Source organism: Cyclobacterium lianum (assembly GCF_900143075.1).
GTDB classification, from domain to species: Bacteria; Bacteroidota; Bacteroidia; order Cytophagales; family Cyclobacteriaceae; genus Cyclobacterium; species Cyclobacterium lianum.
In genome coordinates this window covers 122,433-137,021 of record NZ_FRCY01000006.1, presented here as the reverse complement: position 1 = coordinate 137,021, position 14,589 = coordinate 122,433, and the positions used below count along the sequence as shown (strand labels likewise).

General features: G+C 46.0%; 10 protein-coding genes. 2 read left to right on the top strand and 8 right to left on the bottom strand.

Going from position 1 to position 14,589, the window contains the following annotated elements; all coding sequences use genetic code 11:
• Positions 1-118: 118 nt before the first annotated feature.
• The gene (glgP, locus tag BUB19_RS11865; RefSeq protein WP_073094767.1) at positions 119-2,653 is read left to right on the top strand and encodes an alpha-glucan family phosphorylase; all 2,535 of its coding nucleotides are present in this window, start codon (positions 119-121) and stop codon (positions 2,651-2,653) included.
• A 121-nt stretch (positions 2,654-2,774) separates the two neighbouring features.
• On the opposite strand, the gene BUB19_RS11860 is transcribed toward glgP, so the two are convergent.
• From BUB19_RS11860 to BUB19_RS11850, 3 genes are all read right to left on the bottom strand, one after another.
• Positions 2,775-4,775 (bottom strand): alpha/beta hydrolase, encoded by a 2,001-nt coding sequence (locus BUB19_RS11860; RefSeq protein ID WP_143156014.1) that lies wholly within the window; start codon positions 4,773-4,775, stop codon positions 2,775-2,777.
• Positions 4,776-4,911: 136 nt separating this feature from the next.
• Positions 4,912-5,967 carry a helix-turn-helix domain-containing protein gene (locus tag BUB19_RS11855; RefSeq protein ID WP_073094765.1) on the bottom strand — a complete coding sequence of 352 codons (1,056 nt, stop codon included), beginning with the start codon at positions 5,965-5,967 and terminating at the stop codon, positions 4,912-4,914.
• 169 nt (positions 5,968-6,136) lie between these two features.
• Complete coding sequence (locus tag BUB19_RS11850) at positions 6,137-6,766, bottom strand: sterol desaturase family protein (protein ID WP_073094764.1); 630 nt, start codon at positions 6,764-6,766, stop codon at positions 6,137-6,139.
• Positions 6,767-7,061: 295 nt separating this feature from the next.
• Here BUB19_RS11850 and BUB19_RS11845 point away from each other — a divergent pair, with 295 nt between their 5' ends.
• Positions 7,062-7,919 (top strand): phytanoyl-CoA dioxygenase family protein, encoded by an 858-nt coding sequence (locus tag BUB19_RS11845; RefSeq protein WP_073094904.1) that lies wholly within the window; start codon positions 7,062-7,064, stop codon positions 7,917-7,919.
• Positions 7,920-7,986: 67 nt separating this feature from the next.
• Here the strand turns inward: BUB19_RS11845 and BUB19_RS11840 are convergent, their stop codons facing one another.
• The 5 genes from BUB19_RS11840 to BUB19_RS11820 form a co-directional block, all read right to left on the bottom strand.
• Positions 7,987-9,315: a DEAD/DEAH box helicase gene (locus BUB19_RS11840; protein ID WP_084097257.1), complete on the bottom strand. Its 1,329-nt coding sequence runs from the start codon at positions 9,313-9,315 to the stop codon at positions 7,987-7,989.
• Between the two features lie 133 nt (positions 9,316-9,448).
• Complete coding sequence (locus BUB19_RS11835) at positions 9,449-10,030, bottom strand: DUF4136 domain-containing protein (protein WP_073094763.1); 582 nt, start codon at positions 10,028-10,030, stop codon at positions 9,449-9,451.
• Positions 10,031-10,352: 322 nt separating this feature from the next.
• On the bottom strand, positions 10,353-12,020 hold the full coding sequence (locus BUB19_RS11830; protein WP_073094762.1) for a ribulokinase: 1,668 nt from the start codon (positions 12,018-12,020) through the stop codon (positions 10,353-10,355).
• A gap of 122 nt (positions 12,021-12,142) precedes the next feature.
• Positions 12,143-12,667: a hypothetical protein gene (locus tag BUB19_RS11825; protein WP_073094761.1), complete on the bottom strand. Its 525-nt coding sequence runs from the start codon at positions 12,665-12,667 to the stop codon at positions 12,143-12,145.
• A gap of 154 nt (positions 12,668-12,821) precedes the next feature.
• A complete protein-coding gene (locus tag BUB19_RS11820; RefSeq protein ID WP_073094902.1) occupies positions 12,822-14,507 on the bottom strand; it encodes a potassium channel family protein in 1,686 nt (561 codons plus the stop codon).
• Between the last annotated feature and the right edge of the window lie 82 nt (positions 14,508-14,589).

Here is a 14,589-nt window from a genome sequence, read left to right as displayed (position 1 = left end):
GTGCACCGTTCTTGAGGTAAAAGGAGGCAGACTTTCTAAAATCCGGCAGGTAAATATGGCGATTGCCTGAAAATATCTCGGTAGAAATTTGCCTGTATTCACATTATCCCCAAAAACTGTGGACGGTAATCCAATAAATACCCAGCAACTGTACGGTTTTCTGCCAACGGATAGAAATGAAGTTGTAAAACTCGCTACACTGGCCTTAGACATGCGCTGGTCCTGGAATCATGCGGCCGATAAATTGTGGCGACAAGTTGATCCTGAGCTTTGGGATCAGACCCAGAATCCATGGCTGGTGTTACAAACTGTTTCAAAAAATAAACTGGAGCAACTCCTCGAAGATCCACCATTCAGGAAAAAACTGGATGAATTGTTGCAAAAAAGGGAAACAGCAGCCACAAATCCAGCCTGGTTTCCCGTAAAATATCCCCATGCTCCGCTCACACATGTGGCTTATTTCAGTATGGAATTCATGCTGAACGAAGCGCTTCCCATTTATGTAGGAGGCCTGGGCAATGTCGCAGGCGATCAGTTAAAATCAGCCAGTGATTTGGGTCTGCCGCTTTCCGGAGTTGGGTTATTCTACCAACAGGGTTATTTCCGACAGGTAATCGACCAGGAAGGTAACCAGCAGGCGATCCAAACCTACAATGATCCGGGGCAGGTTCCTGTTGTTCCCCTGAGAAAAGCAAATGGAGAATGGTTGAGGATTGCAGTACGTCTCGGAGCTTTTAAGCTCTGGCTTCGCACCTGGGAGGTAAAGGCGGGTAGTGTGAGGCTTTTTCTGATGGATAGCAATGATCCTGCAAATTTGCCGGTTCACCGGGGGATCACCAATGAACTGTATGGAGGAGGATCCGACATGCGTATAAAGCAGGAACTGATCCTGGGGATTGGCGGCTGGAAATTACTCGCTGCAATGGACATGAAGCCAGAAGTCTGCCATCTGAATGAAGGTCACTCGGCCTTTGTCGTTTTGGCAAGGGCTGAGGACATCATGAAGGAAAGCGGATGTTCGTTTGAGGAAGCCTTCTTTCTTTCGAGACCTGGTAATGTATTTACTACCCATACGGCGGTGCCGGCCGGATTCGACCACTTCCATCCCCGGCTTATCGACAATATACTCGGTCCCTACGCGAGAGAAGACCTTGGGATCAGCGTCGAAAAATTATTGGCTTTGGGAAGGAAAAATCCTGCCGATCATCAGGAATATTTCAATATGGCTTTGTTGGCCTTGCGTGGAAGTGGGGCTGCGAACGGTGTCAGCCGGTTGCACGGTGCGGTGAGCAGGCAATTATTCAGCGATTTGTTTCCCCGTTGGCCCATTGAAGAGGTACCGGTGGGGCATGTTACCAATGGTGTTCACATGCCTACCTGGGACAATGAGTATTCCGATAAGGTTTGGACGAAGGCCTGTGGAAAAGAAAGGTGGAGGGGTGATCTGTTTGAGATGGAATCAGCCATCTGTCTGCTGACGGATGAAGCCCTTTGGGAACTCCGAAATGTGTGTAGGGAAAGTTTGGTCCAATATATCCGCCGCATTTTTGAGCGTCAATCCAAATTGGGTGGAAGGTTAGATCACCAGCAACTGGACCTGAATGAAATTTTTGATCCAAAGGCCCTGACCCTCGGTTTTGCACGCAGGTTTGTGCCCTATAAGCGAACCAATTTACTGCTGAAGGACAAAAGTAGATTGGTTCGCCTGCTCAGCCAAACATCCTATCCGGTCCAATTGGTGCTGGCTGGTAAAGCAGGGCCAGGTGATGAGGCAGGCAAGGCGCTGATCAGGGAATGGATCCAATTTATAGATGAAAACGGTTTGCACCATCGCCTGGTTTTCCTTAGCGACTATGATATGGGTATCACCGAGCAGTTGGTAAGCGGTGTGGATGTTTGGATAAATACACCTCGGCCACCCTGGGAGGCCTGCGGTACCAGCGGAATGAAAGTACTGGTCAATGGGGGATTAAATCTTTCCACCCTGGATGGCTGGTGGGCCGAAGCCTTTGCTCCTGAGCTGGGCTGGGCACTGGGTAATGCGCAGAATCCTACCGGGCAGGGGCTTTCTGATGAAATGGAGGCTGCAGCACTGTATGACTTACTGGAAGGTAAGGTAATCCCCGAGTTTTATACACGCCATTCAGATGGCCTCCCGAAAAGTTGGATTCAAAGGATACGAAACAGCATGTCTAAACTGGCTCCGGAATTCTCAGCAAACAGGACTGTGAGGCAATATACGGAAGATTATTATTTGCCTGCTGCACACAATTTCCTGGAACGGAATGCGACAAGGGGAGCATTGGGCAAGAAGCTTTTTGAAGTCAGGGAGCAGCTCGAAAGCAATTGGGCTCATATTTCTTTTGGCGAAGTTCTGACCAGCACCGAAGGAGATGAATATTGTTTTCAGGTGTCCTTGTCATTAGGTGCAATTGATCCTGAATGGCTTGTTGTTGAGATTTTTTCAGCGGGAAGCCATGGAAAATTGCCGCTAATGCAGCGGGAGGAAAATGCTGCCGATAATGGATATTACAGCTATAAGGGAAAGGCACCCGCTTCCATACCTATTGCAAACTATACCATCCGGCTGGTCCCCCATGTCAGGGGTTTGGCCGTGCCGCTGGAGTTACCCCAAATTCTTTGGGAGCACTAGACCGGACCAAAAATCCTTTCTCTCCTCATGTAGGGCAGATGGGTGTTTTCAGTATAAGGCAGTTTAACCTTTTCCTGCATGTAATTTACGCAAGCAGTCCTCTCAGATCAAACAACAATTTTCATGAGCCTGCCTTTTTGAATGGAGCTCTTCCTGTTTTTTCAAGTATCCCTGCGGACCAGTCAAATGCTTCGGGTATTTCCCCCTCAAAAACTACCTGAGCAGGCGATACCAGTGCGGGGAGTTGGTACAAATCTGTGATTCGCAGTACATTTAATAACTCAAGCGGGAAATCCCTTCCATTTGCGGGACTGGGCTGGTCATGGCTGGTCGGAGGATCTTTTAAAATGACCTGCTCGCAGTTTCCGTCCAGAAAGGCAGCATACAGTGCTACCGCTCCCATACCTTCTCTGCCTGCTATACTTACTTTTTCCGGATCTACGCCGGGTAATGTCCTGGCAAAAGCCAGTGCCCGAAGCGCATCATAAACCTGCATGGAAGCAATCGTCCGTCCTGTCCAGGCCGAAGCACGCCGTACATGCCAATTTAATTCAGGCGCCCATCCTACTTCTCCGGTACCGCGGACTTCTAGGTAGGCTACATTTTTCCCTTTGGCTATCTTTTGGGCGAAACCTTCACTATCCCAGCGTTCTTCACCGGGGCTCCTGAGTATGACCACCAGCGGATTCTTTTCCGCCTGTGCTTTGCGGTAAAAAAGATTCAATTTCAATCTCCACCCCTGCTCACTTGTAAAAGAAAAAGTTTTGTTGCCATTTGGGGCCAGATCAGCGGTCTGGTAGATTTGTTGCCCATCCAGTGCCTCCGGTACCGCCGGAAAGGCGCCGAATGTCCTGCTGAGCAGGTAATCTTTTACAGCTTTCTGATGGTTTTTAAGATCCTGTTCTGTGTTGATTTCCGGAACTGTCCGGACTGCCAGAAAATGATCCTGTATGAAGGGCGTAATGTCGCCTTCCGGCGCAGTCTCACCATACACCTGCAGAAGATCTTCCCCGGGTAAATTCGCCACATTGGTCTCGATGTCGGCCAGTTGCCCGGGAGCAACGCTTTTTCCCATCAGGTGCTGCAAAAAGAAGGAAAATATGGCTGTACGGGAGCGTTTGTGATAGGAATGTCCACCTGGAGTTATCACGAGGTCAATATTCCCTGCCGCGCCAAAATTTTGATAAAATTGCCTTAACTTATGGTAAAAGTCTTTTGTGGATGTGATGCCATAGAGTTCATCCTGGTCAGATTGTGCAATTAAAAGCGGTCTGGGTGCTATCAGCGCACCAATCTCCTGAAAGCCGCTTTGAAAGCCATTGTTGGGCATCATGCAGTCGCAATGACCGTCTATTCTTCGTTCGCCTATCTGCGAATCCAGCGTGCCTGCTCCACAAACCGGGGCTGCGGCCTTGATTCTGGAGTCGGCTGCAGCCAGGTACCAGGTCTGTGAGCCCCCTCCCGATATGCCTGTTACGCCGATATTGTCCATATCCACCTCTTTGCGGGTAGCCAGGTAATCCAGTCCACGTATGGCATTCCACAATTCTACTGCGGCAGGGTTATAACCCCTGGAGTACCAGTGAAACCAACCCTGATTGTAGGGGCCCCAGTGATGGCCCCTTACCTCTCCAAACTGGATGGTATCAAAAATTAACACCACAAAGCCCAATGCTGCAAGTCGCCGAGCGTGGGCCTGATAATGGGCTTTCTGTCCATGTGCATGCCCGCAGAGGTAAACAACGGCCGGCCTGGGAGCCGTGATACCATCCGGAACATAAAGATTGGCCGGTACGAACAGGCCAGGCATCGATTCGTAATATAGTTTCTCGATGGTAAAACCATCCTGCCGGAGGGTGCCGGTTCGGGTTACCGTTGGGGCAACCCGCGCTTCATCCATCCGGAAACCCATCATTTCAATGAATTGGCGGTGTTTGGCAGGTCGTTGTAGCTGCCATTCATCTGCAGTGATATTTTCGGGTGAAAAGCTTTTGCTTATCTCCTCAGCTTCCTGTTGTAAATAATACATGATGTTATTTGCCTGCCTGTTTTGCTGCGCATTGACCCGATGTATACAAACAAAGCTTAGCAGCATCAAGGCCAGGAAATGGTAATTTTTCATTGCTTTCTGTTTTTTTGTTTTATATCGGTCTTATTTTCCTGTCCTGATAGGAGTTTTGCGAAAAATACGCTACCAGGTAACGCAGCAATGCATCCGGCAGGTTAACTATGCAAGCTAATAAAAAGCTACGAATGGGTCAAACGGGAAGATTCTTCTCTTCCGGACCAGCGCTTGCCCTGGTGGAATTGTTTCTGGAAGACCTTTGCATGCCGGTATGGATTTTTTGTTTTATTTTTTTAAAAAACCGGATCCGTTCCTTTTCTCCCACGGTACTGATCATGGTAGATTTTTTGATCAGGTTATTCAGGCTTTCAAACATGGCATCGTTTAGCTTTGGGTCCATCGACCCTATAAAATACAACACGCTATGATTGAGGTATGTGATTTTAATGTCATCCAGCTCAGCCATAAATGTGTTGTCGCCCAAAACAAATTCATTTACAAGCAACTCATAGGGAGCGCTATCATGTTCAATACCTATGGCTGGATTAAACTTTTTCCCGATTTCCGCCTGTTTTTCAATATGATCTACCATTTCCAGTAGCTGTTGATAAAGCAGCTGACAATCGGAAGGATTGCTGATATAACCCATCTCATGGTACAGATCGATTTGCCTGAGTGTCGTGTTGACACTTTCCAGATTCCATATTTCTGTGGTCGGAATTTTATTGTATAGCCTGAGAATCTTGCGAATAAGTTCATCATACTCTTCAAACTGATGTATTTTCAGGTCGAAACTCTGAAATTTGAAATTGTCATAGTATAGGATGGATTTCATCCAGAAGAAGAACTTAAAGTAGGCAAGCTCTTTGAAATAAAAGTGGTAGAATGGTGGGATGTCTTTTAGCAGAAAATATATATGCCGGTGTTTGTGTTGATTCACCAACTCCAATTGGCGCAGGATGTCTGCTAACCAGGCTTTGAACCTGTTATCAGACTGGTCATTCAGATTTCCGTGAAAAAGGATGGCCTGGCTGTTTAAATTCATCAACTGATCGAGAGAAATCTTAAAATGCTGGCTGATAATTTTGATTTCCTCCATGTTGATCATTTTTTGTCCACGGATCCTCCTGTAGGTGCTGTCTACGCTAATGTTGAGGAGGTCTGATATCTCATTTACCAGAGATTTGTATGGCGGCAGCAGCGACTTTAAATGCTGGAAAAACTGGTGCTGAAAGTGATTGTTTTCCATAGTTTTTTCCTAATTGAGTTTATACTATCCCGAAGCCGACTAGTCGGAGAGTTTTTCTGCGGGTTGGTGACCAAGAACAAAGTGGATGTGATGTTTCCTAATAATATTCAATATTTTTCTAAAATACAATAGGTTATCTCAGTAAATATAAACATTTCATTTAATTATTTTATCCACCGGACTCTTTATGATATGGGTTGGAAAAGTAATATTTTCTGAACTTGTCCGATATCCGCGCATTTTTTGGTGGAAGGGTATCGAAAATTTTATCCCACCAGATACAACTAAAACTAAAACATTTGTCTGGATATTTTCCATGGTGATGGATGTGGGATTCCTGCAGACGGGGGAACAGGTAGGCTGCCCAGGTCTGATGCAGTATGTAATGCATCAACGCATAGCCCAGAAAGCCCAGATAGTACCCGGTAAAAACCGTAAAGTAATTGTTCCATACGAAGGAAAGGTAGAGCAGCAGGCCACCCAGTAAACTGGCCAGGATGCGCTGCATTACATTTATCCGGATGTCAGAGGGGTGTCTGTGGTGGTTTTCATGGGACTGGTAGAGCTTTTGATTCAGATTGGGGATGCGTTTGTGCATGTAAAAACGGTGAATGCAATACTCTGAAAAAGTCCAACTGAACCACCCGGCGAACAACAAGAGAAAAAAGCGGAAGTATTCGGGAATTTCCTGAATGCTGAGCAGGACTAACAACGCAACAAGGGGAACGAATACGGCGAGGCAGGAAAGGAATGAATTTTTTTCTGCTTTAATCTGAAGAGGTAAGGATCGATTTTTCATGGCTACGTCATTTTAAATGGTATACCCTAATTTAATGCAGGAGCACCAGTAGCAATAATTGAAAAAATAAAAAATAGGGTACCTTTTTTTCAAAAAAAGAGACTATTAGCAAAATTTATTTACATAAATGGGGATTAATGCAAAATATAAGATCATTTAAGCTTGTTTCGGCCATATTCACCAATTGGTGAAATTCAATAATTGATTTTTGCCAAATATTTTAATAGGTCAGGGAGGAAGCGGAAAGGGGTTGTTGTTTTTTATTTCCGTTTTTTATACTTACTTTGACCTTACCATGAAATTAAATTCAGATCAGATCAATCGTTATCAGAAGGACGGCTTTGTGCTCGTCAGGGGCTTTTGCAGTGAGGCAGAAACCAGGAGGATGTATGAGGTGGCCATACAGGATGAGGCCATGCAAAAAAATGCTATGGATCTGAATGACCAATCCGGAAAGAAAACGCGCTTGTCATTGTGGTTTAACCCCGGAAATGACGTTTTCGGTTACCTTACCAGAAGCGAAAAAATGGTCCGCTGTGTTGGGCAATTGTTGCATAGTGATGCCCCGGTATGCCATTTTCATTCCAAGTTGATGCAAAAAGAACCCAAAGTAGGAGGGGCATGGGAATGGCACCAGGATTACGGTTACTGGTACAAAAATCAATTCATGTACCCGGATCAATTGCTTAGCGTAATGGTAGCCCTGACGCCTGCCAACAAACAGAATGGCTGTCTTCAGGTGATCAGGGGATCCCATAAGATTGGCAGGGTAAATCATGGATTTGCCGGCGAACAAGTGGGTGCCGATATGGTAATGGTCGAAAACGCACTGAAAACCATGGAACTGGTCTATTGCGAAATAGACCCTGGAGATGCTTTGTTTTTCCACCCCAACTTGCTTCACCGGTCGGCAGCCAACTTATCCGAGGATCCAAGATGGTCAATTATTTCCTGCTTTAACTCACAATCCAATATTGCCTATAACGAAACGTCTACGGCCTGGAAAAAGCCGGTCGATAGGGTTCCAGATGAAGCCATTTTGACCTGGGATGCAGCGCCGCTTTCCGAGGCAGACTTTTTGAAGAAAGAAAATGATCCGGCCCTGAAGAATACCGGTTGGGAAGAAGAAATGAACGTAAAGCCAAAGGGGTAGGGGAATATACGCCGGAGTCAATCACAGGTGTCGGTTCAAAAATCCTGCTCAATTCAGTTCTATATCGTCAGTTTGCAAGCTCCACCTTCACTCTGATTTTCTTCATTTTTTCTTTAGAAGTTTTTTGCAGTACTGCCGGCACCTGTTCCCGCGGAATGGCCACGTAACTGGCCGTATCCGTTATTCCTATCAACCCGATATCGCCGCCGTCCAGGCCTCCCTTGTTGGTCAGAAAGCCGACCACGTCGCCCTTGCTTATTTTGTCTTTTTTGCCGGCGCTGATGTACAGGCAAGCCAGGGGTGAAGATGTGGGTATTCGGATGTCTTCGGGCGGTTCAAATTCAGAAAGATCCTTGGGGAGGTAATCCGGTAATGGTTCGTCATGCGCCAAAACCAGGTAACTTTGTCCGGAAGCATGCATACGGGCGGTTCGGCCATTCCGGTGAATAAAAGCATCCTCTTTCGAGGGAAGTTGGTAATGAACTACATGCCTGATCTCGGGAATATCCAGACCTCTTGCTGCCAGATCTGTGGCAATCAGTACTTTTTTTACTCCACTTCTGAATTTAAAAAGACTTTTTTCCCGGTCAATTTGTTCCATTCCGCCATGCAGTGTTTCGTGCGGAAAGTGATTTTCGGACAACAGGGTGCTGATCCTGATTACAGCTTCCCTGTGGTTACAAAACACAAGGCTGTTTTCCTGCTGAAACCCGGCCAGTAGATGCATGAGTTTTGCTGCCTTTTCTACACTTGGGGTCCTCACCAGTTTGAGCTCAAGTTTGCTTTCCGAGCTAATTTTCAGATAATCCAGGGTTTCCCAGCTCGAGAGAGGGAGAAACTCTGGCAAGCTTTCCAGTGCAGTGGCCGAAGTGAGAAAGTACCTTTGTGTCCCATCAAGTCTATCGAAGATCACTTTTAGTTGATCATGAAAACCAAACTGCAGGGATTTATCGAATTCGTCCAAAACTACCATTTCCAGCCCTGCGAGAGGCAGGTTTCCCAGTTGGGCATGTTCCGACAGTCTGCCCGGCGTACCGATTACCAGGGCAGGATTTTCCTTGAGCCGGTTTGCTTCTGTTTTAAAGGCATGTCCTCCGTAACAGGTACAGGCATTCAGGTTGGTTTTCAGAGACCTGAATACCTGCTCAATCTGTAAAGCCAACTCCCTGGAAGGTACGATAATCAGGCCGGTGGACTGTGGATAATTTTTCTGCAGGGAAAGTGCAAGCGGAACAAGATAGGCAAGTGTTTTGCCAGAACCAGTAGGGGCTAACAGCATAAGGGGCTTGCTGCTTGTCAGTGTTTTTTCAATGAAGTCCTGCTGCATTGTATTGAAGGTATCGAAAGGCAGGTGTTGCAGCAAAGTCTCCGGGTCTCTCTTTTCTGGCATACTCATTTTCCAAAGGTACATATTGTACCGGACACCTGCGCTGTATATGCAATTTTAACAGAAGAATTTGGCAAAGGTCAAAAAAAATGGCGTACCCCATTGTCTGGGAGGAACGCCAATGAATCAGGTTTTATCCGGATTAATTTCTGGTCAGAATTTTAAATTGATCCATCACCTTGTAGGTAGCTCGGGTCAGATCAATATGAATGTTTGGAGAAGCATAGTCAAAATAGGCTGAAGTATATCCCTGCCAGATGGTATTGCCTTTTTTGTGGTCTATCACCAGCACCACCAGCATGCCATCGTTTTGGGTGTATTTGACCGCATTGTAGTTCTCTCCGCGTTTCTGTCTTTCAAGGCTGTCCAAAACAGATTCCTCCACCAGTTCGATGCCCTGCTTTTTCAGCCAATAGTCAAAATTAGGTTGATTGTACCCTCTATACCGTACTTCGCTCATGTACAGCTTATGAATGATCAGTAGATCAGGATTATTTTCTTTTTGACGGAAGCCCTGGGAACCCAGACGGGAAGTGATGGATTTTTCGATGATATTGGTAAAATCACCGTCATTTTTTCCTTCCTCCTCTACAAATCCAAAGGTTTTATATTTTTTGAAAGCGCCTTTGTAATTGTAATCGTACTCGGCAACGAAATCTCTTTGGGATAAGCAGGCTGAATTGGCGATCAGCAAAACTAAGATGAAGTAGTTAAAGTTTTTCATACAGATTTGACTCGTTAGCGTTGGTGATATTAATGAAAGTTTTCCTGACAGCCCAAACTAATTCCGGGCCGAAATTTTTTACTGGTAACTGTCAATTAACCCTTATATTAAACTTTTGTTTGCACTTATCTGGCAAATAGTGAGTTTAATGTTAGTAAATTTCAAAAGGATTTCCAAGTAATTTACCCGGAAATGAGTAAACTTATCTTATTGACCGTAAGGGCGATAGGGGGCAGGCGTACTTATCGTGTCTGGAGCAAAAAAAAAGGCAACCAAAACCGATTGCCAATTGCCATATATCATCAATGTATGTCAAATCTTCCTACAATGACGAGCTTGTGTTCGATTCAATAAACTGACCAAGAAGTAAATATTCCTGATATTTTTGTTCGTAAATTTTCACATTTTCCGGAATAGGGTGGTACACCCGGTCAAACCCATTCCCCATTTTTTGAATTGCGTCTGCTACGCTTCCGTGTATGCCGGCAGCGGTGGCAGCGTAGATGGCAGCCCCCAGCGCAGGAGCCTGTTCAGACCTGGCTACTTTGATCGGCATGTTCAATACATCCGCCATGGTCTGCATGACAAGGGTTGATTTTTTTGCTACCCCGCCAAGTCCAATGACCTGTGTAATCGGCACGCCTTCCTCTCTAAACCTTTCGATGATCCGTCGGGAACCGTAACAGATGGAGGCTACCAAGGCTTTGTATATTTTGGCTGCATCGGTGCCCATATCCAGGCCGGCCAATGCACCTTTAAGGTTTTGGTTGGCATCCGGCGTGCGGCGACCATTGATCCAGTCTATTGCGATTACCCGGGAGTCTTCAGGTGGAATTCTCTCAGCACTTCTGGAAAGCGTGAGGATCAACTCCTCTTCCAGAATTTTGCGGATTTCTGCCAATCCTTCCGGATGGTGCTCTGAGAGCGTTTCCAACACCGGTTTTTGTATCAATTGAATAAACCAGGCCAGAACGTCACCAAATCCGGATTGGCCAGCCTCAAGGCCTATCTGACCGGGAAGTACAGAGCCATCCACCTGTCCGCAGATTCCTTTGACAGTTTTGTTTTCCAGCGAAGCATAGGAGCTTACCATAATGTCGCAGGTAGATGTGCCCATCACTTTGACGAGCGTCCCATCAGAAACCTCCCCGCCTACAGCTCCGGCATGCGCGTCAAAGGTGCCTACAGCCACAGTTATTCCGGGTTCCAGGCCCAATTTTTCGGCCCATTCCGGGGAGAGTGTGCCTGCAGGGGTATCCGAAGTAAAAGTGTCTGTGTAGAGTCTGTCTTTTAACGCAACCAGCCGCGGATCCAGTTTTTCCAGAAAGGCGGTATCCGGCAGACCGCCCCAGCTTTCATGCCAGAGGGCTTTGTGTCCGGCCGCACAGCGACTCCTTTTAAAAACAGACAAATCCTGAGATCCGGTTAGTTCGAAGGTGATGTAGTCACAATGTTCCATCCAGGAAAAGGCTGCTTCAGCCACTTCCGGATCTTTTCTGATGGTGTGGAGGATTTTGGCCCAAAACCATTCCGATGAATAAATTCCCCCTTCAAATTTGGTAAAATCTATACCTCCCCAGGTTCTTGCCAGATGGTTGATCTCGTCGGCTTCTGCTACCGCTGTATGATCTTTCCACAGTATCATTTGTGCGTTTGGATTATCCGCAAATTTGTCCGAAAAAGCCAGGGGCCTGCCTGATGCATCAACGGGCAGGGGTGATGATCCCGTTGTATCTACACAGATACCCTTTATTTGGGCTTTAGGAACACCACTGTTGTCGACCACTGAACGCACCGTGCTGCTCAGGCCTTGCAGGTGGTCAACGGGATGTTGCCGAAATTGATTTTTTGCAGCATCACAGTATTTACCGCTCTTCCAGATGGGATACGAAAATACTTCACTACCGATGGTTTCTCCATTATGTGCGTTGACCAGTAAAGCCCTTACCGAGTCAGTTCCGAAATCTACGCCCAATACATATGTGTGCATGTGAAATTATTTTGGATGATAAAAAGTGAACATTTTGAAGGTGATCGTTTTGTAAAAATATACGCAATTATTCAAAAATGGCCTATTTTGGAAAAAAAAAGTAAAATCTCCGGCCCAGGCGATCAGTGCTGGTCCAAGCTCTCATCGTCTGCCTGGTGCCAGGTCTGAATTTCTACTATTTTATCATCTGCAGTTTTGATCGCCATGTGGTACTCGTACTTGATTGACTTGAGTGTTTCGCCATCAAGGGCAGAAAAGGTCGTCCAGACCAGGGTCCAATCACCTTTCAATATGCCGCGATTTACCCTGACACTCTTCAAGACAGGATCGCTGAAGGACAAGTGCCGGAGTTTCTGATGCTGGGCTTTCCAATGGGACAATTCTTCCATGGAATCCCTAATGGAGTCATTGTTTGTATTGATGCATTTGAAATCAGGATGGATACAGGTTTTGATGTAATCATAACTTTCTAACTGCAGGCCCTCCAGATATCTTCGGATAAGCTTTTGATCACTTAATTCCCTGGGGTTTGTCGTGACCGGCAAATTCCCTTCTTTGTCTTCCTTGTTGATTTGCTGCTCATACTGGCAGGAAAATAAATATCCCGGTAGAAAGGCAAGAGCCAGTGAATTTTGAATATTGGTCATACGCATTCAATTTGGTCTAAAAATAGAGGGACGTAGTCAAAACGGGTTTGGATTCTGACACATCTTGATTTATTCAGGCTTCAAAATACAAAAAAAAGCGTTAATAATTCAAATTAATCGCTTTATTTTTTCTTTTTTATCAAATCATTTCCGGTTAGCTGAATTTTCTAAAAAATGTATTTTCTGCTTCCGCAGTTCCTATCAGAATAATCTCGTCACCCTTTTCTATGATCGAGTCTGGCTCTGGGTTTACTATCATTTTGGCCTTTTTCTTGATGGAAATAATGGTGCATCCGGTTTCCTGGCGTATGCAGGATGCGGCTATAGATTTGCCGGTAAGCTGTTCGGGTGCCTTAATGCTGATGAGGTCAAGGCCTTCCGCTACCATGAGAATATCACTCTTTTTGAGTAAATTGTAAATGGCATTGGCCCCCATGGAGGCGTAGGACATGACGAAATCTGCTCCCGCCCGGTGCATGGTATCCAGGTTTCTCTCTAAAGTGGAGCGCGTGATAATCTGTATGTCTGGCCTCAATTTTCGGCAATAAATTGTGAGGTAAGCATTGATATCGTCTTCGTGGGTAGTGATGATCACGCTTGGCGCTTTGGATATCCCTGCTTTCAGCAAAATTTCCAGGTTTGCGGCATCACCGTAGATGTATTTTTCATTGTTTTTTACCCGGTCAGGCAATTTTTCAATTATTCTGAAATCAAGGTTTCTTTTTTCCAGCTCCCTGCCGGTAGATCGCCCTACTCTGCCCCCACCGATGATGATCAGCGGTTCGCTTTCCTGCTTTTGTATGCAAAACAGGGCATTATATGCGGCGATTTGTGTGGGCGTCCCTGCAAGTACCAGTACAGAATTTTCTGTGATTTCCGTTTCCGGTTGGGCTACATGGTATTTGCCCCTTATCCAGAAACCCAGTACGCTTACCCCTACTTTTTCCCGTAATTTGGTTTCCCTGAGCGTTTGCCCCACTAATGAGGAACCCCCGACCGTGGCTTCAGCTATGCTCAGTTCTTCAAATTGCCCGATGACGAGGGCTGAGGCATCGCCTCCACTCGCCCGCCTGGACAGAAACAATCCCATCATTTCTCCCAAACTCAACACATGGTTGCATCCTGCCAAACTCAGGATATCGGCTGAGGCCTCGGCATTGCAGGTAGCGATTATGGTTATGTTTTCATTCACTTCCCTGATCGTAAAAGCGACGCTGGTATTGACCACATCCACAGAGGTGGTAGCTACCAGGTTTGCCGATGCTATCCGGGCATTGCGATAGGTATCCGGATCGTCCAGGTCGCCCAGCATCACCTGGATATCTAACTCCCTCAATTTTAAACCCTCGGTAAAATCCTGTACAATCAATACATAGGGGATCTGTATTCTTTTCAGTTTTTTAATCAGCGCATCTGATACCGGATCAAAGTGGGTTAAGATCACGTGACCGCTGGTGGCCTCGTCGATCTGTTTGGGAACGCGGGATTGCTCCTGGGCCTTCATCCAGGGCGAGTAAAAGAAATTTATGAAGGTAAAAGGAAAGAGGACCAACAGAAATAACATACCTGATAGCAAAACGATCATGGTGAAAACCCTCCCCCAGTCGGTTTCAAAGGTGATGTCGCCAAATCCCAGGGTAGTCATAACAGTGAATGTCCAGTACAGGCCAGTGATCCATGAGAAATACCTGCCCTCGCTCAGCATGATGAGGTGAAAGGCAAGGGAGAAAACCAGGATCATCGCCAGCAGGATCAAAAGGAACCGCAGCAATAATTTAAAATTTCTTCGCTGGGGTTTATTTTTTAATAAAAAACTTAACTGAGAGGCTAGGAACTTCATGTGTTTATTTTCTTCAACGATAACCCGATTCACCATGAAAAGCAATCTCCTGATGCTATTCCCTGATTTTCTCAGGCAATGT

Coding starts and splice junctions, on each gene's coding strand:
- BUB19_RS11860 (WP_143156014.1), bottom strand. CDS start 4,775: ATGAAAAATTACCATTTCCTGGCCTTGATGCTGCTAAGCTTTGTTTGT.
- BUB19_RS11855 (WP_073094765.1), bottom strand. CDS start 5,967: ATGGAAAACAATCACTTTCAGCACCAGTTTTTCCAGCATTTAAAGTCG.
- BUB19_RS11850 (WP_073094764.1), bottom strand. CDS start 6,766: ATGAAAAATCGATCCTTACCTCTTCAGATTAAAGCAGAAAAAAATTCA.
- BUB19_RS11845 (WP_073094904.1), top strand. CDS start 7,062: ATGAAATTAAATTCAGATCAGATCAATCGTTATCAGAAGGACGGCTTT.
- BUB19_RS11840 (WP_084097257.1), bottom strand. CDS start 9,315: ATGAGTATGCCAGAAAAGAGAGACCCGGAGACTTTGCTGCAACACCTG.
- BUB19_RS11835 (WP_073094763.1), bottom strand. CDS start 10,030: ATGAAAAACTTTAACTACTTCATCTTAGTTTTGCTGATCGCCAATTCA.
- BUB19_RS11830 (WP_073094762.1), bottom strand. CDS start 12,020: ATGCACACATATGTATTGGGCGTAGATTTCGGAACTGACTCGGTAAGG.
- BUB19_RS11825 (WP_073094761.1), bottom strand. CDS start 12,667: ATGACCAATATTCAAAATTCACTGGCTCTTGCCTTTCTACCGGGATAT.
- BUB19_RS11820 (WP_073094902.1), bottom strand. CDS start 14,507: ATGAAGTTCCTAGCCTCTCAGTTAAGTTTTTTATTAAAAAATAAACCC.